The following is a 25,286-nucleotide window of genomic DNA, read 5'->3' as shown; positions in this document are numbered from 1 at the left end:
ATCGTTTGTACTGTTGATAACCATAATTCGAATAAGGACGTGACAATGACTATTAGGACAGGGCTTCTGGCTAGTGCAATTTTTCTATTGAGCACCGGGGTGTGGGCAGCTAAATCTGCTGAAGAAGTGTTGATGATGCAAAAAAAAGTAACATCGGCTACTACACAGCAAGCGATGTCTCCCAAGGAGGCTTTGCTGCGTTTGAAAGAAGGTAATCAACGCTTCCTGACTAACAATATGCGTCAACGTAATTATCTTGCCCAGGCAAAGCAGGCTTCTTATGGCCAATTTCCTTGGGCTGTGGTGCTGAATTGTATGGATTCACGGAGTGTTCCGGAATTATTTTTTGATCAAGGACTGGCTGATTTATTTACTTTACGCGTAGCAGGCAATGTTTTGAATAAAGATATTTTGGGTAGTATGGAATATGCTACCAAGGTTGTTGGCTCACGTTTGATTGTCGTTCTTGGGCATACTTCCTGTGGGGCCGTAGCGGGTGCTTGCCATGATGTTAATTTGGGGCATTTGGACCATGTTCTGGCCAAGATAAAACCAGTAGTAGCCCCTACAGAAAAAGAACTGGGTACTCAGGATTGTGATAAAGCTGAATTAGTCGATGCCATTGCTAAAAACAATGCGTTGCAGGTAGTCAAACAAATTCAAGAGCAAAGCCCTATTATTAAAGACTTATTAGCCAAGGGCGAGGTAGGCATTGTTGCCGGCTTGCATGATATTAAAACAGGCAAAGTAACTTTTTTTGAAGAAGGACGTCTTTTACCAGCGGGAAAAAATTGATCTATAATAGTATTTCTGGTAATGTTGCGCGTCATTTATTGAGAGTATGGTGCTTGGCAACGGTTCAGGTGGCGATACTCGTTTAAACAAAGAGAGTGGTATTATGAAAGCCTCAATTCATCCTGATTATAAAACGATTAATGTGACCTGCAGTTGTGGCCACACCTTTGAAACAGGTTCAACCTTGGGTCATGATCTGACTATCGAGGTTTGCGCCCAATGCCATCCATTCTATACTGGAAAGCAAAAATTAGTTGATACTGGCGGTCGTGTACAGAAATTCCGCGATCGTTATCAGAAAAAGAAAAGCGCGTAATCGTTGTTGCAGAGTTAAAAAAGTATTTGGGCGCAATGAAATTGCGCCTTTTTTTTTCAAAATGACTATTCATCCCTAGCATTTTTCTATATGATTTTTCGCCGGGTTGTTTGAAATAGAGGGGACGTACTTTGGATAAAGATGTATTGAAGCAGCGTGCTCTGCACTACCATGAATTCCCCACTCCGGGAAAACTGGGTGTGCATGTGACCAAGCCAACGAATTCACAAGATGATTTGTCGCTTGCCTATACGCCAGGTGTAGCCAAACCAGTACTCGCTATTGCAGAGAACCCTGAAGACGCCTATCGTTATACAACCAAAGGGAATTTAGTGGCCGTGATGACCAATGGTACGGCAGTACTTGGGTTAGGTGATGTTGGTGCATTAGCCGCTAAGCCAGTCATGGAAGGGAAGGCGGTTTTATTTAAACGTTTCGCGGATATTGATGTTTTTGATATCGAAGTCGCCGCAGAAAACCCTCAAGCTTTTATTGCTACTGCAAAACGTATTTCTCCAACTTTTGGTGGTATTAACCTGGAAGATATTAAAGCGCCTGAATGTTTTGAAATCGAACAAGCGTTGATAGAACAATTGGATATTCCTGTCTTTCATGATGATCAGCATGGGACCGCAATTGTCGTTGCGGCTGGTTTGCTGAATGCCTTGGATTTACAGGGAAAGAAGCTTTCTGAAGCGAATATTGTGTGTATCGGAGCCGGTGCTGCTGGTTTAGCGTCTATGCGTTTACTCGTTGCTCTAGGGGCTGATAAAGAAAAAATGCTGCTTTTAGATACGAAAGGCGTCATCCATACAGGGCGAGAAGACTTAAACCCTTATAAATTTGCTTTTGCACGGACTACCTCACGGCGTACGCTGGCTGATGCTTTGGTTGATGCCGATGTATTTATAGGTGTAGCGAAGCCTGATTTACTGAGTGCAGAGCTTCTGCAATTGATGGCACCTAAACCCGTCATTTTTGCATTGTCCAATCCAGATCCAGAAATTAGACCGGAAATTGCCCATCAGGTTCGTGACGATTTAATTATTGCAACTGGCAGAAGCGATTTCCCTAACCAGGTTAATAATGTACTTTGCTTTCCGTACATCTTCCGCGGTGCTTTAGATGTTCGTGCGACCTGTATCAATCAATCAATGCAAATTGCTGCGGTTGAAGCGATTCGCCAATTGGCGCAAGAGCCTGTTCCCCAAGTTGTTAAAGACAATTATCCCGGTGTAGTCAATTGGGATTTTGGCCCGCATTACATCATCCCAAAACCGATTGATCCCCGCCTGAAGGAGCGAGTTGCGTTTGCTGTGGCAAAGGCTGCTATAGCAAGTGGTGTCAGCCGGGTTGATCTTGCTGAAAAGTATTAATTTACTGAGGCGTCATGCCTAACCAATTAATGAAGGAGTCTTTTTCCGAATGAAGAATGATAAAAAATATTTGTTGGCTGCCTGGTTAATTTGCGGTCTTGGCGCCGTTTATTACAGTTATGAATACTTTTTGCGAATTTCTCCCAGTGTCATGGAGCCTTCCCTACGTGAACACTTTAATCTGTCTGCTACCGGTTTTGGTTTGCTCTCGGCATTCTATTACTATGCTTATGTTCCTTTACAGATACCGGTCGGTGTGCTCCTGGATCGTTATGGCCCGAGGCTTTTGATAACCATCGCTTGCCTTATCTGTGTTGTAGGAACATTTATCTTTGCAGGGACCACTGTATTCTGGATAGCGGCTACTGGACGTTTTTTGGTCGGCTTTGGTTCTGCTTTCGCTTTTGTTGGTGTATTAAAACTTGCCACAATATGGCTGCCTGAAAATAAGCTGGCAATGGTTTCAGGTTTGGCTGCTGCTCTGGGTACGATCGGAGCAATGATCGGCGATAATTTGCTGGGTACTCTGGTCATAAACGTAGGCTGGCGTGAGACAGTCAATTTAACCGCTTATTTTGGTATTGGTTTAGCCATTATTTTATGGTTTGGTATCCGAGATAAGAAAAGCCATCAACGGCGCAGCGGTACAGTAGAGAATTTTAAAAAGAGCATGATCGATTTAGGAATTATTGCTAAAAATAGGCAAATATGGATTAACGGGATGTTCGGCTGTTTAGTGTATTTGCCAACAACGGTTTTTGCTGAGTTGTGGGGAATTCCTTATTTGAAGCATGCGCATGGTTTGTCGCAAGCAGGTGCAGATTTTGCCAACTCACTATTATTTTTAGGATTTACGATCGGCGCACCTTTAATGGGCTATTTATCGGATAAATTAAAGCGTCGTAAACCACCTATGTTATTTGGTGCGGCAGGCGCAGGCATTGTGATGATGATAGTTCTGTATATGCCAGGCCTGACAGAATCGCATATTGGCGCTTTAATGTTTCTTCTCGGCCTGTTGTATAGCGCACAGTGTATCGTTTTTGCCGTAGGACGAGAGTTAAGTCCTAATGAGGCGGCTGGGACAGCAATGGCCATGACTAACATGATTGTGATGTTGGGGGCGATGTTTTTGCAACCTTTAGTCGGGCGTTTACTGGATTTTAGTTTATCTACTCATATGACCAGTCTGCCTTTGCAAGAAGTGTCTGTGGATAAATTACAACAGTTGTATACAGCAGATGATTATCAATTTGCTTTATCAATTATTCCAATCGGCATAATCATTGCTGCCATTTTAACCTTCTTTTTGAAGGAAACTTATGCTAATGCAGATAACTAAACCTATCACTCGACACCAAGCCCTGCTTGGTAGTTTAATCTGTGCAGTAGGGGCTTTTTTCTACTGCTATGAATTCGTTTTACGAATCATACCCGGAGCCTTGCAAAGTGAGCTAAGTGCTGCTTTTGGACACATCTCCGCAACCACATTCGGGCAATTATCAGCATTTTATTATTTTGCCTATTCCCCTATGCAATTGCCGGTGGGAATGTTGATGGATCGTTTTGGTCCACGACGATTATTAACTTTTGCCTGTCTCTGTTGTGCACTTGGGTCGTGGATGTTTACAGATACCTCATCAATGCTCATCGCAGGAAGCGGGCGTTTCTTAGTGGGCTTCGGGTCTTCCTTTGCTTTTGTCGGCGTTTTATCGCTTGCAATGCACTGGTTGCCGCGTCGTTATTTTTCATTGGTTGCCGGCTTAATTACTACATTAGGTATGTTGGGCTTGGTATATGGCGAAATGAAAATTACTGATATGGCTTTGGCGTTGGGATGGTATCATGTCCTATCCCTTATGGTCACCATTGGTGCCGTGCTTACTGTCATCATCTTTTTTGTTGTACGAGACGGTCCCGAAGGGCATACCACCCATCGCTATGCATGGCCAGAATTTTTTGGAAATGTATGGCATGTCTTATCTTCCCCGCAGGTGTGGTTAATTGGGTTCGTCGGTGCTTGTCTTTATACCTCTTTATCAGTATTCGGTGAGTTATGGGGAAAAACTTATCTGGAGCAAGCACATCATTTGACTAAAATTGAGGCTGCAAGAACTATTTCTGCCATGTTTCTTGGTTGGGCAGTAGGGGCTCCTCTAGCCGGCTATTTTTCCGACAGAACTGGTCGCCGAGTATTGCCCTTGGTCGTTGGTGCAATAATGGCCCTGGTTTGTATTAGTTTTGTGCTTTATTACCCTGGCTTATCCTATATCTGGTTAAATATTTTGTTGTTTTTCTATGGGGTATTCAGCGCGACTGAAATTATTGTTTTTATCATGGGAAAAGAAAATAGTGGTGCTAAGTTATCAGGCACTGTCTTTGCCGCTGTTAACATGATTGTTACTCTGGGTGGAGTAGTATTTCAGCCCTTAGTTGGTAAATTGCTTGATACTTTTGGTGATAGTCGGATTGTAAATGGGGAACACATTTATACTGTTTTGGATTATCAGCTTGCCTTATCAATCTTACCCCTTTCCCTTCTTCTTGTGACTATTCTTGCTTTCTTTATGAAAGATGTTCGTTCTACTGTTCACTAGGCTCTGGCAAGTCCTTATGTAAGGACTTGCTGTAGTCAACAAGACTTCGCCTGAAAGCTAACTCAGAGTGGTATAAATAATTTATTGTTGACTAAATACGGCTACAAGTTCCTGAGCAGCATGACGCTTGTTACCCTGGCAGCTGATAAAGCGCTTGACAGGGAAGGATATCATTTGACTGTTACGATAATGATGGCGGGTAAACGGTGTGTCGTGATTGGAAATAACGACAGTGATACCCCGATTGGCGCTTTCCCTAGCAAGCTGGGCCAGGTCAATTTGATCCGCTTCATTAAATTTTTTATTCGTATAAGAAGCAAAATTGGCGCTCGCTGAAAGAGGTACATAAGGTGGATCACAATAAATCAGGTCACCTGCTCGCGCTTGAGCAAAGGTTTGACGAAAATCACCTTGAACGAATTGTGCTGAATGACTTTTTTGCTGGAAGTGCATCATTTCCAAGCGCGGAAAATAAGGTTTACTGTAGCGACCAAAAGGAACATTATATAAGCCCCTGCGGTTATAACGACATAGGCCGTTGTAGCCATGACGGTTCAAATAGAGAAATAAAGCCGCCCTCAATCGTGTATCAGTACTTTGATTAAATTCCTCACGTAATTGATAGTATTTAGATGCGCAATTATTTTCACATACAAAAAAACGGGCACAATAATCAATAAATACGTCGCCTTCCTTTTGCAAGCAGGTAAACAAGGCAATTAAATCTGGATTTTCTTCTGCTAAAAGATAATTTTTGTAGTGGGAGTTAACAAAAATTGCGCCGGAGCCAGTAAATGGTTCGATGAGGCGTTCCGCGGCAGGTAAAGAATTTAAAATAGTTTCAATACAGCGAAATTTGCTGCCAGCCCATTTCAGGAAAGGTTTGATTTTAATCATAGGAAGAGTACTGATTTATTACAGCGAAGTATTACTTAATATCGCATAAATAACCAGATCCTGTCGCGTCAATTTTATAATAATTGTGTAATTGCCAGTTCACCGGCAGCGAGAGTGATGGTTGACGCTGTCTGCTTGCTGTGGGTATGATTCAGGCACTACGATTTAGATGCTGGATGATACGTGAACGAACTTAGCGAACTATTGAGACCTTCCTGGGGCTCTGAACAATGGATTTTAGAGGGTTGGAACCGTATTTCCAGCGAAGAAAAGGAATTGATTAAAAACCGGATGGACGAGTTATTTAAGGATGGCCTTCCTTTCGAGTTAAAGCATGATAAATTGTTTTATATCTATACGTTCTCTTTATTGGCTCAATTAGAAGTTTTAGCAATCCAGGTGCCATTAAAATTTGAATCCAAGATGTCCTCTCCCGCAGATCAAAAGCGTATGAGAATTCAATTGCTGGATGAAATTTTCCATGGCATGGTATTTACCAAAATTGTTTATTTATTGTGCGCACCACATGCTTTACCCCCTGCATACAACGAAAATATTGAACACCTATGTAATTTTATTCGTAATGAAGATTGTCCCAAGATTGCGGTAGTTTTATTAAATTTAATTGGAGAAGGGTGGATTGAAGAAATTTTCAAGAGCCTGCAGCGACAGGGAATTGCTGAAAAAGTATTTACAACGATTATTGATGATGAACATCGACATGTATGTGAGGCCGATTTATATCGTGATATTGGGCTACCTGAGCACGATCTTATGCGCAGTAAGCTTGAATATCTGGAAAACCAGTTACTGAGCAATATTTTTTTACAATATAAATATGTGGCTTCGGTAGTAGCATTACAGGGTGTTGACGGTGCAATTGAATTTCTGCAAGAGCTGGATAAGAAACATACTGAGCAGATAAAGAAAATAGGGCTTGAGCCAAGTGAAAATTGGTACTTTTTCATGAAAGTTGCGCATGAGCTCTTTCCACGTATCCAGCGGTATGCTGAACTCAACCATGAAATTGAAATGACGCCTATTCGCAAAGTATTCATGACTCAATGGGATAATCCCAGTGATCCGACTATGGTAGGTGAATTTAATCTCAATGTAAGTTGCATTGATTTTTTTAATAAAAAATTTCCCCCAGAAACCATCACTACGCTTATGATGCACGCTATAAGCATGGGGATAAGTGAGCATGATTCTTTCCGCTCTTTTCTAAGCCATCAGAAAATGTATCAGAGTAAGGAAGCCTATGTTGGTTTAATTGTAAAATTACCAGAATGCGGCGATCACATTGGGACTATTGTTTTTGAGAACTGCCACCAAACAACTGTACAAGAGTTAGCGGTTAGAGTAAGGAATATTGTCAGAGTGATGGTTTACTGTTATAAGAGGCGGGAACAGCTTGAGCAAGAATATCCTCATCTAAAGGCTATTGTTAATAAAGGATTATATGAATTTGCAAATGATTTTTACGCTTATCCCATGCCTGGAAACTCCGTTGTCTCTTTAAGTAATATCGGTTTTTGCGGTTATGCCCGAACTAAATCACCTTTGCGCTCATCCGAAGCGATGAAAATTACCCTGTTAGAAGTCGAACGTAAGCCTGTATGGAATAAAGAGACTCAAGAGTTTGAACCACAGGATATTCTTCCAGTATCTATCAGCGCTGATCATCGTATTTTTGATGGCAATTTGCCGGTACCTAAGTTAGTTACTCACTATTTTAATAAAGCGTTTGAGAAAATGTTAGCTAATTTGTCAGTACCTATAAAACCAATTACCCAACATTATGATCATCAGTTTGTACAAGTGGCTGAACGATTATTAGCAAACAATTTAGAGATGGGGTACAAGGGCTTATTGGTATTACAGACCTATTGGCTAGATTTCCTCGCGTTTGAGGAATTGTTCAATCATGAGCTGGCCAAGGAAATGGCCGAGCGCCTTCAAGAACAGAACCCAGACATCACCTTTTCTAATGTCTGAGATTTGTAGTCTGGATGAAATAAGTAGGCGCTTTAGTGGAATTGCAATTTGTCGGGCAGATTGCCCGCGACTAAACTAAATTGCGAGAGTAAGCAGAAACACGGCTATTAAAGTAACTAACCCTAAACTTAAATTACCACCAGGAACGAGTTGAATCCCTCCGCGAGGATCAACTGATCTGGCGCGCCAAGTCATCAACGCAGGTAAAAGCAATAAGAGAATGACACAGCAAATTCCTGCATAGCTTAGAGCATGCAGGTAAATGCCAGGATTAATTAATACAACTGCCAACGGCGGGAGAAAGGTTAGTATTAAAGTCCATTTACCCTGTAATCCGGTTTTCTTCAGTGTCAGGCCATCAGCTAAAAAATCAAATAAGCCAATGGATACCCCTAAGAAAGCAGTTATCATACAAATCGAAGTAAAAAAGCCAAAAAAGCCAGTAATCCATTCACTTTGCACGGCATTGCTCAATGCATTGGTCAGGCCGCTAGTAGCATGGTCATTCGTCATAAGGGCCAGTAAACCATCACTGCCTTCTCGCTCTACGACACCCATGATTACTGCATCCCAAAGAATATAGCAAGTCAAGGGAACCAGCGAACCAAGAAGAATAACCTTACGCAACGCATGAACATCGTCATTAAAATATTCACGCAAACTCGGTACGATCGAAGCAAAGCCAAACGAGGTGATTAAAATCATCAGGCTACCTGTAATGGCTTTAATAGAGCCACCACGCAAGCTGCTCAGATCCACATGCGGACTGATAATAATAACCAGCAGCAAATAAACACCAAGTTTACCGAACATAAGGCCGCGATTTACGTAGTCAACGGCTCGAATACCAGCATACACAACGAAACTAAATAGCAAAGTAAACAAGAGTGAGGTTAACCAGCTTGGGAGAGGAATATGGGCTTTTTGCAGTAAACCATTAAAAACGTCACTACCGCCGGAAATATAGGCGGCTAGCAATGTGTAGAGAAGAAAAAGATAGGTGATCCAGGCAATAATTTGTCCCGGTTTTCCAAGGGTGAACTTTGCCATCGATACCATATTAGAACCGGCCGGTAAACGTAAGTTCACTTCTAGAATAAGTAAGGCGCCTACGGTCATAACCAGCCAGCACATAATCAAGAAAAAAATTGAATTGGTAAAGCCAACCTCTGCCGTTGATACGGGGAGAGCGAGCATTCCTCCGCCAATGGAGGTGCCAACAATGAGCAACATGCCACCAATGAATTTCGAGTCAGGCACTGTAACATCCGTTTGTATAAAATTAAACCAATATGATAAATTAAAATACCTGTTGCAGTCAATGGTATTTTAGTTTACTGACATGAATTAACTAGATTAACCTACTAACTGCCAAATTGCATTAATAAGTAATACTACCGACGAAATGATAACTAACCATTGGGCTATTTTACCGCCAGGAACATGATAGCGGCTTGAAAATTTTTTTCTGCCATACAACGTCATCAATGCTGGCAGAAGAAGCAATAAGATCACGCAAAAAATACCAGCATAGCTTAGAGCGTGGATATAGGCACCAGGATAATAAATCACAATGAGCAGGGGTGGAACGAAAGTTAGCAGAAACAAACCAAAACCCTGCCTACCCTTCTGTGTCATCTTTAAGCCGTCTGCCAGGAAACTAATGAGACAAAGTGAAACACCAAGAAAAGCAGTTAGCATACAGATGGAAGTAAAGAAATTAAACAAAGAGCTAATCACGTTATTTTGCACGGTGTTAGATAGGGTCGCTGCCAGCGCGCTTGTGGTATGGTCATCATGCATCAAAGCGATTAAACCCTGTTCCCCATGGGAAGAGAGGCTACCCATGATGACGGCATCCCAGGCTAAATAGCATAAAAGAGGGATCAGTGAGCCAATTAATACGACTTGTTTGAGAGCCTTGACATCGTCATTAAAGTAGTCACGTAAATTAGGTACAATGATTGCAAAGCCGAATGAGGTGATCAAAATCATCACTGTGCCGGTGATGTATTGGTAATGTCCTCCCTGAAAGTGGGTAAAATTAACATGGGGGGCGATCAATACTACGAGAAGAAGATAGACTGCTAATTTACCAAACATTAAACCGCGATTTAGTAGATCCACGCGGCGAATGCCACCGTAAACCACCAGACCAAAAAGGACAGTAAACACAAGGCTGGCTTGCCATTCGTCAATAGGAATGCCGAGTTTGCCAAATAAATTACCAAAGACGTCGGCACCCCCGGAAATGTAAGCGGCCAAAAGGGTATAGAGAAGAAAAAGATAACTCAACCAGGCCAGGAATAAACCTGGCACACCAAGTGTTGCTGCCGCCATAGAAACCATATGCTTACCGGGCGGTAAATAAAGGTTGGCTTCCAGAATAAATAACGCGCCGAGAGTCATGATTGCCCAGCATAGCAATAAAAAAAGAGAGGATTGCCAAAAGCCGGTTGCTGCATTCGCTACAGGCAAGGCAAGCATCCCGCCACCAATCGACGTGCCGACAATAAGAAGGATCCCACCAATAAATCTGGATTTCATCAATACACCTACCAGTTACTGGGCGCGTATGGTAGTAAAACTACTTGAAAACGCCTCTAAAAGGAGCAGGTTGAGCCTGCGCAACCGAACAATTGTTAAACCACTGTATTTCCAGGCGGCGATTTTGAGCACTGCCATGAACAAGCTGATTGTCCGCCACCGGGTTTTTATCACCATAACCCTCTGCAATCAACCGTTGTGAAGGAATATCATTAGCCCATAAAAAGGTCAACATGGTTTCGGCACGAGCTTGTGACATTTTTCTTTTATAGTCACGCGAACCCACATTATCAGAAAAACCTGCAACATAAACGGGGCAGTGTGGAGGATACATTTTGATCAGCTTGATGATGCTGTATAAGCCTGGATAACAGAGTTCATTGAAGCGTGCACTGTTAAAAATAAAATAGCGATCGGTAGGCACTATGAGTGTGAGTGTGTCGCCATATTCAACAAATTGGATATCAAATTTTTTTAATTCATTAATAACAGCTCGTCGGCTCTCTTTATTAAGCCCTATGAGAGCACCTACCGCGGCTCCAGCTGCTGTTCCTACCCCTACAGGTCCGGTTGCTGCGGCAACAGCAACGGTTCCAGCCAAAGCACCCTGGCTGGCCGGGATATAGGTACGATTATAGGGTTTGAAATTGTTATAGGGTGGGCGGAAGCAGCCACTCAAAGCAAAAGTCAATAAACTAACAAAGGCCAAGCGCCCAAGAGAGCTCTTGTGTGACATTCCCGCTCCTTTAATAGAAGAATTTTTCCATTATTAAGCATCCATCTCTATTTCGCAATCAACAGTTGCTGGAATAAGTTGTTAAGTTAAAAATAGTTTTATAAATACTACGCAATCCTATTCTGATTGGTTATAGTGGTTTAGATAACGCTATTCACAATACCCTTAACTATGATATCTGAGAAAAAAGTTTCTTTTCCTTTAGCCCTCGGTGCTTTAGGGGTTGTTTTTGGGGATATTGGTACCAGTCCTCTGTATGCCATGCGCGAAACCTTAAGTGGTTTGCCAATCAATTTGGTAGAGGTGCTAGGTGTTCTATCGTTAATTTTCTGGTCATTGATTCTTGTTATTTCCATCAAGTATTTAGTCATCGTTTTTCGCGCAGATAATGAAGGGGAAGGCGGCGTTCTGGCATTATTAGCACTGCTTAAGCAAAAAAAGACGACTCATGAGTCTCTTTTTTATCTTCTGGCTATCTTTGGTGCCGGCCTTCTATTAGGCGACGGGATGTTAACACCGGCGATTTCAGTGACCAGTGCCATAGAAGGTCTTAAAGTCATCGCGCCTCAGTTTGATGACTTTATTATTCCCTTATCCTGTACCATCCTGATTTTGCTTTTTATTATGCAATCGAAAGGCACTGGAAAAATTGGGGCTGCTTTTGGACCCATGATCCTGATTTGGTTTGTTACCATTGGTATCTTGGGGGCGGTACATATTGCTGATAATCCTGTCGTGTTGGAAGCTATCAACCCTTATTATGCGTATGATTTTTTACATACAAATGGTTTCAGAGGGTATTTCTTGCTTGGAGGCGTTTTCCTGGTAATGACAGGCGGGGAAGCCCTCTATGCTGATATCGGTCATTTTGGCAAAAATCCCATTCGTTATAGTTGGTTCAGTATTGCTTTACCCGGCCTTCTATTGAATTACTTCGGACAAGGCGCGCATTTACTTGAACATCCGGAAGCCATCGAAAACCCCTTTTATATGCTCTCTCCTGATTGGTTCAGCATTCCTCTCATCCTCATAGCGACTATTGCTACGGTAATTGCTTCACAGGCGGTGATTTCAGCCACCTTTTCCTTAACCAAACAGGCTGTTTTATTAGGTTTATACCCACGTCTGCCGATTGTGCAAACCTCAAAAGAACATATGGGACAAATTTATATTCCACAAATGAATTTTGTCTTATTAGTCGGTACGTTATTGCTTATTTTTACGTTTAAAAATTCAAGCGGGATGACCCATGCTTATGGTATTGCCGTTAACCTGGATATGTTGCTGGTGACAACCATGGTAGCTTATGCAGCAAGCCATGTCTGGCATTGGTCTTTACTTCGCATCATTCTCGTGTTTACCCCTTTCCTGTTTATTGATTTGACTTTCCTGGGTGCTAATGCTCATAAATTTTTAACAGGGGGTTGGGTGCCTGTTTGTTTTGCCTTGGTTGTTGCTTTCATCATGTATACCTGGAACTTGGGATTGCAATTTTTAATTCATAATTTTTATATGCAGAAAGAAGATATTTCCAAAATTGTCAAACAGTTACATTATAAATCCCTTAAGCAATTATCAGGATTGACAGCGATCTTCATTACCGATATCTATGATCGCAGTGGAGGTAGCTTTCTCCATTTCCTTAAATTAAGCCTTGCTGTCCCGGAAAATATATTGATTGTAAATTACACGGTAGAAAATAAACCGCATGTGCATTACAGCCAACGCTTTGAAGTAGCGCGGCTGGATGAGAAAATTTGTCAGTTGACCTTGCATTATGGGTTCATGGACAATATCTCTGTTCCGCAAGCGTTGACCAGAGCGAATGAGAAAAAGGGCTTACTGCCATTTGAACTGAATATTGATGCAGCCACTTACCTTGTTGAGGTACCGAATGTTGTGGCTTCGCGGGAAAAAAAGACACTCATGTTTTTTTGGCAGGAAAAGTTGTTTGCTTTTCTAATGCGGAACTATTCTGCAAACCTGAATATCGAATTTTATAAGTTACCTTATAACCGAACCATTGCTATTGGCAGCTATTGTATTATTTAAATTGAAAACCTTGCTGGTTTTTCACCAGCAAGGTTGAGACCGGTCTTTGTTATGCGGAGACACCACAGCTATCAGTCAGAGGGCTTTTCGGTACAACGATTTGTACATTGATACCTTTGATTGTCGGGCTGTTCTCATAGGCTTCTTTGAGATAGTCAATTAAGGGAACATCGACAACCTTATTGTAGATTGAAGACGCTTGTCGGAAGGTAGCAACACCGTTTTTCCAAAATACAAAGCCTAAGTGGGAGACATTTAAATTGGTGCCAATTTGTTCGCGCAGATTCCAATTCGGTCTTACGATTTCAACAATGGCTCCATCAGGTATTTGAGCAAACAGATATTGATTGGGCTCACCTTTTGCGTTAAACAAGCTAGTTAGGGGTATGTATGGCAGTTGCGCGTTGGTTTTTGGCAATTTGCTTCCTCTGGTTTTGAGTTCGGCTAAGCGCTTTGTCTGCTCTGCTTTATCCGGTGATTGCAAGCGGATAGTTGCCAGGGTGAAATGTTGGTACCAGGACGGTTTATCAATCAAAGCGGTGGCTATTTTGGCAACAGGCGCTTTGCTTTTATCTTGAAAGGATTCAGTGATATCTTTGACAAAACCCTGACGCTGATTGTTTAGGTTCCAATCCAGCTCGGTAAAATGATTACGGGTGACGTAGCTAACCTGTCCATTGTGGTAACGCAGTTTGCTTAGGCACTGCTTAAATCCTGTAGTATCTTTAGCCAGTGCCAAGGCCAGTACTGTCGTTACATAAGTTTCACAGTCAAAGGCATCTGTTCGATAACGAGGCTCTTGATCAAAGCGGGCATGGCTTCCTTCACCGAGAGCGCCAAGGACGTAAGGCTTGCCTAAAAATTGGGCGCTAATGGTATCAAGCCTGTGTGTCATATCCGATTTCTGCATCTGATTCAGGCTGTGGTATAGTTCATTTATTGTTTCAATAGCCTGTTGTTGTTTGGGGTGAATAGCAGCATTGGTATTGAATGATAAAAGACCCAGACAACCAATCCAAACAAGCTGTTTTGTTATTTTTAGATACTGGTAAAACCTATTCATAACTTTCCTCATTCGTGTGGAGTATATATTTTAACCTATGACGTTGTTGAGGTACAAGAATGCTTAATGCAATATGGTTGGGGATGATCCTGCTTTCCGTTGTTGTCGGAGTAATCCAGGGGCGTATCGAACAAGTTGTCCATGCAGTGACAGATTCTGCAAAGCTTGGTTTTGAGATCGCCCTGGGGTTAACGGGTATCATGGCGCTATGGCTGGGTATTATGGCCATTGCTTCAGAATCTGGCTTGGTTAATCGTTTTGCTCGATTACTGCGGCCGGTGATGCGTCGTTTGTTTCCTGATGTCCCAGTTGATCATCCTGCCATGGGAGCCATGGTACTCAATATATCGGCTAATATGTTAGGGCTTGCCAATGCTGCCACACCTTTTGGTTTGCAGGCTATGAAAGAGTTGCAGCGCTTGAATGAACAAGCGCAAGAAGCGAGTGACGCTATGTGTACTTTTCTGGCAATTAATACCTCCAGTGTGCAACTGATTCCGGCTACTGCAATTGCTTTTCTTGCCGCAAATGGTAGTACGCATCCCAGTAGTGTTATTTTTAGCTCATTGGTTGCAACGTCTATTTCAACGTTAGTTGCGATTATCGCGGTTAAAAAACTCGCTAAATTACCTGGTTACCGAATTAAAGACATGAGTAGCATCAATGAATAACTTTGCCAATCAATTTTCTAACTGGATCTTCCTTGCTTTTGTTGTAGGGATACCTTTGTACGGGGCTCTGAAAAAAATTAATGTTTTTGATGCTTTTGTAACGGGCGCTAAACAGGGCTTTGATACCAGTGTAAGCATTATTCCTTACCTTGTTGCGATGATAGTTGCCATAGGCATGTTGCGTGCTTCAGGTTTTTTTGAACTACTTGGCAGTTTGCTTGCGCCAGCACTGTCTGCTATTGGTATGCCAACCGAGTTACTGCCTTTAGCCCTCATTAGACCTTTTTCCGGTAGTGCTTCAACGGGAATAATGGCTGAATTAATCCATGAACATGGAGGGAATTCGCTGATTGGCAAGACCGCAGCAACAATGATGGGAAGTACGGAGACAACCTTTTATGTCATTGCTGTTTATTTTGGTGCAATCGGTATAAAACGGACAAGACATGCAATTCCGGCCGGTTTATTGGCTGATCTCGCAGGTATTATTGCAAGTGTGGCTATTTGTCGTTATCTCTTTGCCTGATTAGCGGGAAGGCTATCTTTTTTTATCGATGAACTATAATCAACCAATAGGGTTAATTAAATGGTGATTCAGATGTCTAAAAAAGTGAAAAAAGAAGGGGCCAGGCTAAGAAACAAAAAACTTTCTTCCGAAGATTTAAAAAATATCTCTGGAGGTAGCAAGCCTGGAATAAATGTGAAGCCCGGTGCCAACCAAAATCCTGCCGTTGCCCCTAGTTCTAAAAATTGATGAAACGGCAACGGCTACTTTTATTTCTTGAATTCGAAATCCTGCAATATCAGCTATATACTGAAAACATAGGCTAATCGATCGGCATGATTTATGGCAAAATTGTTTCGTGAAAAAAGTCTGCACCGATTAAACAGTCCGGAAAAATTAGATAATCTTTTTCGTATTGTTCCTCCTTTAAATTGGCTCATATTAACAGCCCTGGTTCTTCTTTTGACAATGATTCTGGCTTGGTCTCTATGGGGTACTATTGATACACGGATTTCTGGTAACGGAATTCTGATTAGCGGCGGGCAAAAAATATATGATGTTATAGCGGAAGATTCAGGTCGTTTGCTAACTGTTAATGTGAAAATTGGTGATCTGGTCAAGAAAGGCCAGCAATTGGCCACTATTAAACTACCCTTGCTTGCTTTAGAACTGGAACATAAACAACAGATGCTGGACTCACTGCAAAAACAGCGCGGCAATTTACACCAGTTTATCCAAAAAGATTTTAAACTCGAACAACAGAATAATATTGTACTCCAACAAAATTGGGCTAAAGATTTGGAAAATGCCAATCTTCATGTGCAATATTTGAAAAAATCACTCGATGAGCAAGAGAAATTAGTTGATAAAGTGGTTTCTCGCCAAGAGTTAGCCGAACTAAAAAGTAATTATTTCAAAGAATTACAACAACGTGATGAAATTAGAAAAAAGATGTTGGAGAACATTATCGAATTTAAGCGCCGTACGGAAGCCAATCAACAACGATTAGTGGAAATCAGTAATCGTATTTTACAGGTGCAACTGGACTTAGCCCTTATTCAGAAAAAGCTTAAAGTAGGGAGTATTATCCTAAGCCCTGTCGATGGAGAGATCATTAACATCATTGGCAAACCAGGGGAAATTGTACAAAGTGGGGTCAAAATTATGGACATTGAACCCTACGCTGAAACGGTAGATGCAGTGATTTATGTGCCTGCGGGGATGGGTAAGGTTATTCTGCCTGGAATGCCAGCCCAGGTAGTGCCTAGTACAGTAACGAAACAGGAATACGGTAGTATTGTAGGTGTTGTCGAGGATGTAGCGAATTTCCCCAGTAGTCAGAGTAGCATGATGGCTGTTTTGTCGAATGAAAAATTAGTGGAAGATTTTACAAAGTATGGGCCTCAGTTGTATGTGCGGATTAATTTAACCAAAGCAGATACACCAAGTCATTACAAATGGACTACCTCGAAGGGGCCTAATATGATTGTGACTAACGGTACTTTATGTACAGCAGATATTATTACTAAAAAGCAGCCTCCTATTAGTTTGCTTATACCGGCGATTAAACAATTTTTAGGGATAGACTAATGAATTATGATAATGACTAAATTGTTTTATCGTATAAACAAGACACCCAATATTTTGCAGATGGAGTCTGTTGAATGTGGTGCAGTCGCTTTGGCAATTATTCTGGCTTATTACGGCCGATGGATTCCTCTTGATGTCTTACGTAATGATTGTGGTGTTTCTCGTGATGGCAGTAGAGCCGATAATATTTTTCGCGCAGCAGAAAAACATGGGATGGAGGTGAATGCTTACAGTATTGAACCTGAAGAGATCGTACAATCTCATTTACCAGCCATTATTCATTGGGAGTTTAACCATTTTGTGGTTCTGGAAGGCGCAAGTAAACATCATGTCTATATTAATGATCCGGCCTACGGAGCCCGGGTTTTAACATGGGGTGAATTTGACGAAGGTTTTACAGGTATTATCCTTGAGTTAACACCAAGTCCCCAATTTGTTAAATCTGGCCATAGACCCAAAGCGTTACCCAGTTTATTGAGCCGGCTTCGAAGCTCCACAGCAGCTGTCATTTTCATTGTACTTGCCACATTAGCATTGGCAATCCCGGGGATTGCTATCGCAGGGCTGAATAAGATCTTTATTGATGAGGTTCTCATTCAGGATATGACGAATTGGCAAAGGCCTGTTTTAATCAGTTTAGTAATTGCGGCTTGTTTTAATGCGTTATTAACCTGGTATCAACGAATTATGTTGAGTCGGTTAGAGACTAAAATGGCTCTAATGAATGGTTCTTTCTTTTTCTGGCATTTACTTCGCTTACCCATGTCTTTTTTTAATCAGCGCTATCTGGGGGATATCCTTAATCGTTTGCAGGCTAGCGATACTGTTGCCAATTTAGTTTCGCAACAATTTGGCACGAATATGGTTAATATATTACTGGCTTTCATTTATCTGGCCATTTTGTTCTTGTTAAGTGTACCTTTAACGTTGTTAGTCATATTCTCGACTTTAATTAACGTGTTAATTCTCATTCTTGTTGCACAACGACGAGCCAGTGAAAGCAAACGGCAGACCAAAGCGTTAAATAATCTAATGAGTACTGCGATTAGTGGTTTGCAAATGATGGAAACTTATAAGGCATCTGGTGCAGAGGGTGATTTCTTCCGTAAATTTAGCGGTATGCACGCTAATTATTTATTAGCTGAGCAACAGTTGGGATGGACGAGAGATTGTATTTCGGTAATTCCAATCGTGTTGGAATTATTAACCAATACACTCATCCTGGGGTTGGGTGCCTGGTTAACAATCGAGGGAGAGATGACTATTGGAGCAGTGGTCGGGTTTCAACTGTTATACAGGGGATTTATCTATCCAATCAAAATGTTGGTGATGCTGGCCGGAAAGATTCAGGAAACTACAGCCGATTTATTAACGATAGAAGATATTACCTCGCATAAATTGGCAGAGCGTTATCAGGAGACCACCAAAACCCCCGCCAGGATTGATAAGCTGATAGGACACGTGGTTTTTGAAGACGTTACATTTGGCTATAGCCCTCTCGCAGAGCCCTTATTAACCAAATTTTCCCTGGAAATTAAACCAGGTAAACGAGTTGCTTTGGTAGGAAGTTCAGGAAGTGGTAAATCAACTATTGGTAAACTCTTACTCAGCTATTATCAACCTTGGTCAGGTAAAATCTGGATTGATGGAAAATTATTGCAGCAAATCCCCAACGAGGTAAGGGTACATTCAATTGCCAGCGTGGACCAGGATATCAATTTATTTCATGCAACGCTTAAGGACAATTTAACCCTATGGGATCCTCTGGTTCCGGATGAGGAAATACTTAATGCTTGTAAAGCAGTCTTAATGCATGACGTGATTACTGGTGAACGAGAAAATGGTTACGAAAGCATGATTAACGAAGGCGGCACCAACTTTAGTGGTGGACAACGCCAACGTTTGGAAATTGCCCGGGCGTTGCTCCAAAAGCCGAGTATCCTTATCCTGGATGAAGCAACTTCTGCGCTTGATGCACAAATGGAACAAGTTATTGACACGCATTTACGACGTTTGGGTTGTACCTTGCTAATCATTTCTCATCGTTTAAGTACGATACGTGACGCAGATGAAATCATTCTACTGGAAGGAGGCAACGTCGTTGAGCGTGGTACGCATGAAGAGTTGGTGGCTCTTCAAGGGGCTTATTGTCGTTTATTAGCGAGTGAGGCCTAATAATGACTGGTACTTCAGATAAGCAAGATTCTTTTCCTCGCGAGTTTGATTTACTTGCGACTGATTGCCATTATGAAATTATCAGCGGGAGCGTTGATGTGTTTCTAATCCCTACTCGCGGAAAAGAGTGTGGTAGGCGTTATCCTTTAGGACACTGGAAAACCGGTGAAGTCCTCATTGGATTGCAGGGGGGGGATAAACAAGAGAGCCTGCAATTATTAGCCTCTTGCTCTGTTAATACTACCTTAAAGCGCTTACGCGGGGATGCTCTTGACAAGCCATCACGATTAGAGTCTTTACAACAGTGGAAGCAACACTTTATTACTTATTTACATCAATATAAAAGTGACTATGCCAAACAGCCTACTGCCGATATCGCTGCCGGGTCGCCCGACCAATTACATGATGAGCTCTTAAGTTTTTACCATCATATTCAGCCGCAATTAATGGCTACTATCAAGTTGGCGCGTTACAAGGAAGCGCAACGTATCAGCGAAAGGAAAAAAATTGAAAATAATGTACTCAAACGTGCTCATATGCAAATGCTTTCAATTCTGCATCACTATGGCTCTATTGGTAAAATAGGACGAAGCAATACACTGACGTTTTGTATACAAAATGCAGCTCAGTTTTATCAAATCGCCTTGGCTGAACATATTACTTTTACGAGAATAGAGGAAATCGCATCAAAAACAGACATGCAAACGCGCCAAGTCCGGCTGAGTAAAAACTGGTGGCAGACTGTTACACACCCCCTGTTATTAAAAAAAGAAAATGAAGAAGGATTTTATCTGGTACTACCTAAGGGGGCTCGTGGTTCCATTTTGATTGATCCCCTCAAAGGGTTAAGGAAAAAATTAACCCTCGAGGACGCAGAGTTATTTTCAATGGAAGCCTGGCAAATTTATTCTTCGCTACCTAAGGAAAAACTAAAAATTAGAGATTTATTTTCTTTTGCATTCCAAGGTTGCCAGCGGGATTTAATTCGCTTGGTAGTGGTAGGTTCTTTTGCTGCGATACTCAGTTTGGTTACCCCATGGTTTACTGGCATTCTATTTGAACAAGTAGTGCCTGCCGGCGATAAATTTCAATTGCATCAGATCGTATGGGCTTTGGTTGTCGCAGCTTTGGCTGCTGGTTTATTTGAGCTTGTTCGAGCCATTACCGTGCTTCGGGTCGGCTCTAAGTTAAATCTTAATCTTGAAATCGCTATTTGGGATAGACTTATTCGCCTTCCTGTTACTTTTTTTCAGCAATTTACTACCGGTGATTTAGCCCAAAGGGCCATGGCAACTAGTCGTGTTCGGCAAATTATGGCTGGCGTCGTTATTAGCTCGCTTTTAAGTGGTATTTTTTCATTCTTTAGTATTGCACTATTATTTTATTACGATGTTAAATTGGCCTTAATAGCTATTTTCCTCATATTGTTCGTTTGTGCTTACACACTGTTTATTAGCATAAAGCAACTTTTTCATTATAAAGCGATAGCATCTCTTGGCGGGGAGCTCTCTGGTATAGTGGTACAACTATTAGGGGGTATTGGTAAAATCCAGACTAGTGGTCGCGAAAAAACAGCTTTCTCGTTGTGGGCTATAAAAAACAGTCAGATAAAAAAGGAGACCTATAAGTCCAATTGGTATAACGCGTTGTTATCCAGTTTGAATGCTTTATGCCTGACTATATTGTATGTCATCATTTTTGCCCAATTTGTTAGCCGTGAACATCCACCCAGTTTGGGAGTATTTTTGGCGTTTAACGCGGCTTTAGGACAGTTTACCGCGAGTATGCTCGCAATGACCGATGCAATCAGTACTGTTATCAACAGTATCCCCATTATGAAACGCATTAAGCCTATTATTGAAAACATTCCTGAAATCTACGCCGGGAAGCTTGATCCCGGGATGTTACAGGGTAAGCTTGAGGTAGACCATTTACGATTTTCTTATTCCTCTAAAGAGCAGACAGTTGTTAAAGACGTTTCTTTTATAATTGAGCCTGGGCAATATATTGCTATTACTGGGCCTTCCGGTTCAGGGAAATCAACACTTTTGCGCCTTTTACTGGGTTTTGAAAAGCCTGTGCAAGGCAATATTTTCTTTGATGACCACGATATTAAACAGTTAAATATACAGCGTGTTCGCGAGCAATGCGGAGTAGTATTACAAAATAGTATATTAATTTCAGGCACCTTGTTTGACAATATCGTCGGCTCTGCACCTTTAACTCAGGAGGATGCCTGGCATGCTGCGGAAATGGCTGGTTTGGCCGATGATATCCGTAAAATGCCAATGGGGATGCATACTATTGTCTCTGAGCGTGGAGGAACCTTATCGGGAGGCCAACGCCAGCGTGTACTGATTGCAAGAGCAATGGCTAGAAAGCCAAGAATTCTATTCTTCGATGAAGCAACCAGTTCCCTGGATAATCTTACCCAGTCTGTTGTTATTGAAAGTTTAGAACGATTAAAAGCGACTCGCTTAGTCATTGCCCACCGTTTAACGACCATCGAGAAAGCTGATTTAATCCTGGTAATGAATCAGGGGGAAGTTATCCAATCAGGAACCTACTCCGAATTAATGCAGCAGGATGGTTTATTCCAATCGATGGCTAAACGCCAGCTTTTTACCTAGGTTGTCTATTGTTGCGCTATCTTCCTCTAGGCAGCCAAGGGATACGCGTTGGACTCAATCTACCGCCACTAACCTCTTTTAAATTCTCAGAGCCAAGCTTTTTTTTCTTGGTAGTAGTTACTTTTTCAGCCTTAGGGGTTTTCTCTTTTCTGCTCATTTCTTTCTCCACAGAGTTTATGCTTGCTTTAATGCATCAAACCTTAGAAGTATAGTCTATTAGTATAAAAAATGAACAGATGGGTGCTGGTCAGGTTATGCTATTTTGTGGGGTTTATTAGGACCTTTACTGGCAAGAGCAGCTCTCTCATACTGTTTTAATTGAGCTAATAATAGGTTGCTCTTGGTTTTAAAAGTAGCCATTTCTCTGGCGGGAACGGGTAATCCGCGTGGTAAATCAACGGTGGTAGGATTCTTGGGTTGCCTGTTGATATGAAATTCATAATGGCAATGCGGACCTGTTGCCAAACCTGTTTGTCCGACATAGCCAATAACTTGACCGCGTTTGACATAGGAGCCTCTGGATAAGCCCTTTTGAAATCTCAACATATGTCCATAAATAGTACTGTAAAGTTTATTATGGCTTATCTTTATCATGTTGCCATAACCACTCTGACGGCCAATAATTTCAATACGCCCATTACCTGTTGCGGTGATCGGCGTACCGATTGGCGCTGCCAAATCCACCCCTTTATGAGGACGCCTGTAATGTAAAATGGGATGTGTTCTTGATAGGCTAAAAGTGGAGCTGATATGGCTAAAGCGAAGCGGGTAGCGATTGAACGCCTTTTTTAAACCGGTCCCTTGTGGGGAATAATACTCCGTGTTCCCTGATTTATCTGTGTGGCGAATAGCCTGATAAGTTTTGCCGCGGTTTTTGTAACTCACTGCAATAATATTACCCGTGCCAACTACTTTATTTTCAATATAAAAAGCTTCGTAGATGATAGTGAATTGATCCCCCGCTCGCACTTCTTTGGCAAAATTAATATCCCAGGTAAAAATTTCAGTCATTTGCTGAATGAGTTTATAAGGAATGTTATTTCGCTTGGCGGTACTATACAAAGAACCGCGCACAGTGGCAGTGACGTAATGATTGTAGCTATTCATCTTGCGCGAATTCACTTTGCTTTTATAACGCTGCCCTTCTTTGGAAACAACTAAATACTGGGTTTCGCTAAAAGGAATTATCATTTTTTGCAAGGTGTGTCTTTTGATCAAAAATTGTAATTGTTGATTTTGCTTGAGGTGGGTGAGGGTCCTTGCATGCGGATTATCGTGAATAATGGCTTGCAATATTTTTGGACTTAACCCTAGTCGATTAAATACGGTGGCGAGGGAATCACCACTCTTTGTAATAACTGTCTTCCACTCATTTTCAGGCGCCGGTGGTGCTGGCGTACGTGTGGGCGCAACCGATTTAGGCTTTGTTGCTGCGGAGGCGTGTTCCGTTGTTTTAGAGGGCTGGGTTACCTTCGGTGCTGCTTTTGCAGGTGTGTTTTGAGTTCGTACGGTGGCGGCTGCTTGCCGTACAGCAGTTACTGGAATAGAACTGGGTTCTTCTAATTCTGGGACCGACAAACGGTTTTCACTGTAACCTGTTCTGTGTTTGTGGGGAAAGGATTTGACTAAAACAAAAGGCAGAGCAAAAGCGATCACCAAGGCAATAAGTGCCAGCAATTTAGAGGGCTTTGCAGAATTTTCTAATGAGACATTGGGTCGTTGATCCATGTTTCGCCTTTACTACTGTCATCCTGGAGAATGCTGTTATTTAAAATGCTACAGTAAATATATTTACAGTCATCTTCTGGTTCTGACCGCTTAGTTAAGGTGCCTCAACCCAATCGGTAGATTGATGAATCAGTCACAACTAGTCATTACCACTTAAGCTTTAACGCTTCTAATCTCTTCTGATTATCTATACTCTAGCGAGAAGAGAATAACCGGGCTAAGATACTCGCTGTAGGATGTTAGGTCAATCATTAAAAATAAGGTTTTGTTGTTATGATAATCGAAAAATCAGTATGCACCGAATTAAAACGCGGTTGTGAAGAGGTACTTCCAGAGCAAGAACTGGAAAAAAAAATACAAAAAAATCAGGTGTTAACAATTAAAGCAGGCTTTGATCCTACCGCGCCTGACCTTCATTTAGGACATACTGTTTTGCTCAATAAACTACGCCAATTTCAATTAATCGGCCACAAGGTAATTTTTTTAATCGGTGATTTTACAGCCATGATTGGTGATCCAACCGGAAAAAATGTAACTCGCATGCCTTTAAGCCAGGAAGCAGTCATTGAAAATGCCAAAACTTACCAACAGCAAGTATTCAAAATTCTTGACCCGGAAAAAACAACCGTGGCTTTCAACTCTGAATGGATGGGGCGTTTAAATGCAGCAGATTTAATTCGTTTAGCTGCGACTCATACGGTAGCACGAATGTTGGAAAGAGACGATTTCAGCAAGCGCTATAGTACAGGACAACCTATTGCTATTCATGAATTTCTTTATCCCTTGGTACAAGGCTATGATTCTGTTGTTTTAAAAGCCGATATAGAATTAGGTGGAACTGATCAAAAATTTAATCTTTTGATGGGACGTGAATTACAGAAGCATTATGGGTATGAGCCACAGGTCGTAATGATGACTCCTTTAATTGAGGGATTAGATGGTGTTAAGAAAATGTCGAAGTCCCTCAATAATTATATTGGTATTAGTGAGCCAGCAGAAACGATGTTTGGCAAAATCATGTCCATTTCAGACGAATTAATGTGGCGTTACGTTGATTTACTTAGTTTTAAATCCAGTAGTGAAATTCAGCAAACCAAAAAGGCAGTTGCTGAAGGTTTAAATCCGCGGGATGTTAAAATTGATTTAGCCAAGGAATTAATAGCACGTTTCCATGATACAACTCAGGCAGAGATTGCCCATCAAGCTTTTATCGAGCGTTTTCAAAAAGGGGCGATTCCGGATGATCTGGTAGAACAAACCATTTCCTGTGAAGGCTCAATCGTTATGGCGCAACTTCTCAAACAACTTAATTTGACAAAAAGCACTTCTGAGTCTATTAGATTAACTAATCAAGGTGCGGTGAAGCTAGATAGCGAGCGGGTAACAGACGCTGCGATGACACTCCATGCCGGTCAATCTTATGTTATTCAAGTTGGTAAACGTCGAATTGCCAAAGTGCGCTTACAAAAAGCAGACTGAAATAAAAAACATTTTTTTGATGAAAAATGAAAAAAGTGTTTGACAAGGAAGTGAGGATGAGTAGAATACGCATCACGCCTTCGGGGCGGGTTCATTAAGAAGTGGAAGACAAACTGTGTGGGCGCTTCGAG

The 25,286-nt window shown here is 41.7% G+C and carries 21 protein-coding genes; 14 read left to right on the top strand and 7 right to left on the bottom strand.

Going from position 1 to position 25,286, the window contains the following annotated elements; translation table 11 throughout:
- Nucleotides 1-45 precede the first annotated feature (45 nt).
- From ACN4Z1_RS09490 to ACN4Z1_RS09470, 5 genes are all read left to right on the top strand, one after another.
- Nucleotides 46-795 carry a carbonic anhydrase gene (locus ACN4Z1_RS09490; protein WP_228362838.1) on the top strand — a complete coding sequence of 250 codons (750 nt, stop codon included), beginning with the start codon at nucleotides 46-48 and terminating at the stop codon, nucleotides 793-795.
- A gap of 103 nt (nucleotides 796-898) precedes the next feature.
- A complete protein-coding gene (gene rpmE, locus ACN4Z1_RS09485; RefSeq protein ID WP_115222762.1) occupies nucleotides 899-1,111 on the top strand; it encodes a 50S ribosomal protein L31 in 213 nt (70 codons plus the stop codon).
- A gap of 131 nt (nucleotides 1,112-1,242) precedes the next feature.
- Nucleotides 1,243-2,487: a malic enzyme-like NAD(P)-binding protein gene (locus ACN4Z1_RS09480; RefSeq protein WP_228362837.1), complete on the top strand. Its 1,245-nt coding sequence runs from the start codon at nucleotides 1,243-1,245 to the stop codon at nucleotides 2,485-2,487.
- Between the two features lie 49 nt (nucleotides 2,488-2,536).
- Complete coding sequence (locus tag ACN4Z1_RS09475) at nucleotides 2,537-3,829, top strand: MFS transporter (protein WP_228362836.1); 1,293 nt, start codon at nucleotides 2,537-2,539, stop codon at nucleotides 3,827-3,829.
- Entirely contained in the window at nucleotides 3,816-5,084 is a 1,269-nt protein-coding gene (locus tag ACN4Z1_RS09470; protein ID WP_228362835.1) for an MFS transporter, read from the top strand. Before ACN4Z1_RS09475 ends, ACN4Z1_RS09470 begins: the two co-directional genes overlap by 14 nt.
- Nucleotides 5,085-5,165: 81 nt before the next feature.
- Here the strand turns inward: ACN4Z1_RS09470 and ACN4Z1_RS09465 are convergent, their stop codons facing one another.
- On the bottom strand, nucleotides 5,166-5,981 hold the full coding sequence (locus ACN4Z1_RS09465) for a Dam family site-specific DNA-(adenine-N6)-methyltransferase (RefSeq protein ID WP_228362834.1): 816 nt from the start codon (nucleotides 5,979-5,981) through the stop codon (nucleotides 5,166-5,168).
- Between the two features lie 183 nt (nucleotides 5,982-6,164).
- Between ACN4Z1_RS09465 and ACN4Z1_RS09460 the strand changes: the two genes are divergently transcribed.
- Nucleotides 6,165-7,979 (top strand): 2-oxo acid dehydrogenase subunit E2, encoded by a 1,815-nt coding sequence (locus tag ACN4Z1_RS09460; RefSeq protein WP_228362833.1) that lies wholly within the window; start codon nucleotides 6,165-6,167, stop codon nucleotides 7,977-7,979.
- A 75-nt stretch (nucleotides 7,980-8,054) separates the two neighbouring features.
- Here the strand turns inward: ACN4Z1_RS09460 and ACN4Z1_RS09455 are convergent, their stop codons facing one another.
- The 3 genes from ACN4Z1_RS09455 to cmpA form a co-directional block, all read right to left on the bottom strand.
- Entirely contained in the window at nucleotides 8,055-9,239 is a 1,185-nt protein-coding gene (locus tag ACN4Z1_RS09455) for an amino acid permease (protein WP_228362832.1), read from the bottom strand.
- 96 nt (nucleotides 9,240-9,335) lie between these two features.
- A complete protein-coding gene (locus ACN4Z1_RS09450) occupies nucleotides 9,336-10,526 on the bottom strand; it encodes an amino acid permease (RefSeq protein WP_228362831.1) in 1,191 nt (396 codons plus the stop codon).
- 40 nt (nucleotides 10,527-10,566) lie between these two features.
- The gene (gene cmpA / locus ACN4Z1_RS09445; RefSeq protein ID WP_115222126.1) at nucleotides 10,567-11,262 is read right to left on the bottom strand and encodes a C-OmpA-like family protein CmpA; all 696 of its coding nucleotides are present in this window, start codon (nucleotides 11,260-11,262) and stop codon (nucleotides 10,567-10,569) included.
- Nucleotides 11,263-11,433: 171 nt separating this feature from the next.
- On the opposite strand from cmpA, the gene ACN4Z1_RS09440 reads away from it, so the two are divergent.
- Nucleotides 11,434-13,314, top strand: a complete 1,881-nt coding sequence (locus ACN4Z1_RS09440; protein WP_228362830.1) for a potassium transporter Kup — start codon at nucleotides 11,434-11,436, stop codon at nucleotides 13,312-13,314.
- Between the two features lie 49 nt (nucleotides 13,315-13,363).
- Here the strand turns inward: ACN4Z1_RS09440 and ACN4Z1_RS09435 are convergent, their stop codons facing one another.
- The gene (locus tag ACN4Z1_RS09435; protein WP_228362829.1) at nucleotides 13,364-14,377 is read right to left on the bottom strand and encodes an N-acetylmuramoyl-L-alanine amidase-like domain-containing protein; all 1,014 of its coding nucleotides are present in this window, start codon (nucleotides 14,375-14,377) and stop codon (nucleotides 13,364-13,366) included.
- Nucleotides 14,378-14,436: 59 nt separating this feature from the next.
- Here ACN4Z1_RS09435 and ACN4Z1_RS09430 point away from each other — a divergent pair, with 59 nt between their 5' ends.
- From ACN4Z1_RS09430 to ACN4Z1_RS09405, 6 genes are all read left to right on the top strand, one after another.
- The gene (locus tag ACN4Z1_RS09430; protein ID WP_228362828.1) at nucleotides 14,437-15,048 is read left to right on the top strand and encodes a nucleoside recognition domain-containing protein; all 612 of its coding nucleotides are present in this window, start codon (nucleotides 14,437-14,439) and stop codon (nucleotides 15,046-15,048) included.
- Complete coding sequence (locus tag ACN4Z1_RS09425) at nucleotides 15,041-15,574, top strand: spore maturation protein (protein ID WP_115222122.1); 534 nt, start codon at nucleotides 15,041-15,043, stop codon at nucleotides 15,572-15,574. Before ACN4Z1_RS09430 ends, ACN4Z1_RS09425 begins: the two co-directional genes overlap by 8 nt.
- A 72-nt stretch (nucleotides 15,575-15,646) precedes the next feature.
- Nucleotides 15,647-15,802 (top strand): hypothetical protein, encoded by a 156-nt coding sequence (locus ACN4Z1_RS09420; RefSeq protein WP_228362827.1) that lies wholly within the window; start codon nucleotides 15,647-15,649, stop codon nucleotides 15,800-15,802.
- Nucleotides 15,803-15,895: 93 nt separating this feature from the next.
- On the top strand, nucleotides 15,896-17,143 hold the full coding sequence (locus ACN4Z1_RS09415; RefSeq protein ID WP_228362826.1) for an NHLP bacteriocin system secretion protein: 1,248 nt from the start codon (nucleotides 15,896-15,898) through the stop codon (nucleotides 17,141-17,143).
- Nucleotides 17,144-17,155: 12 nt separating this feature from the next.
- A complete protein-coding gene (locus ACN4Z1_RS09410) occupies nucleotides 17,156-19,318 on the top strand; it encodes an NHLP family bacteriocin export ABC transporter peptidase/permease/ATPase subunit (protein WP_228362825.1) in 2,163 nt (720 codons plus the stop codon).
- A 2-nt stretch (nucleotides 19,319-19,320) separates the two neighbouring features.
- Nucleotides 19,321-21,948 carry an NHLP bacteriocin export ABC transporter permease/ATPase subunit gene (locus ACN4Z1_RS09405; RefSeq protein ID WP_228362824.1) on the top strand — a complete coding sequence of 876 codons (2,628 nt, stop codon included), beginning with the start codon at nucleotides 19,321-19,323 and terminating at the stop codon, nucleotides 21,946-21,948.
- A gap of 16 nt (nucleotides 21,949-21,964) precedes the next feature.
- Here the strand turns inward: ACN4Z1_RS09405 and ACN4Z1_RS09400 are convergent, their stop codons facing one another.
- Nucleotides 21,965-22,105: a hypothetical protein gene (locus ACN4Z1_RS09400; protein ID WP_181879400.1), complete on the bottom strand. Its 141-nt coding sequence runs from the start codon at nucleotides 22,103-22,105 to the stop codon at nucleotides 21,965-21,967.
- A 95-nt stretch (nucleotides 22,106-22,200) separates the two neighbouring features.
- The gene (locus ACN4Z1_RS09395; protein ID WP_228362823.1) at nucleotides 22,201-23,676 is read right to left on the bottom strand and encodes a peptidoglycan DD-metalloendopeptidase family protein; all 1,476 of its coding nucleotides are present in this window, start codon (nucleotides 23,674-23,676) and stop codon (nucleotides 22,201-22,203) included.
- A gap of 273 nt (nucleotides 23,677-23,949) precedes the next feature.
- Here ACN4Z1_RS09395 and tyrS point away from each other — a divergent pair, with 273 nt between their 5' ends.
- A complete protein-coding gene (gene tyrS / locus ACN4Z1_RS09390; RefSeq protein WP_228362822.1) occupies nucleotides 23,950-25,155 on the top strand; it encodes a tyrosine--tRNA ligase in 1,206 nt (401 codons plus the stop codon).
- The last annotated feature ends 131 nt before the right edge of the window (nucleotides 25,156-25,286 follow it).

The organism is Legionella sp. ST3F1 (assembly GCF_048553315.1).
GTDB lineage: Bacteria > Pseudomonadota > Gammaproteobacteria > Legionellales > Legionellaceae > Tatlockia > Tatlockia donaldsonii.
Note: the sequence above shows the minus strand (reverse complement) of the source record. Positions and strands in the feature narration are given on the sequence as shown.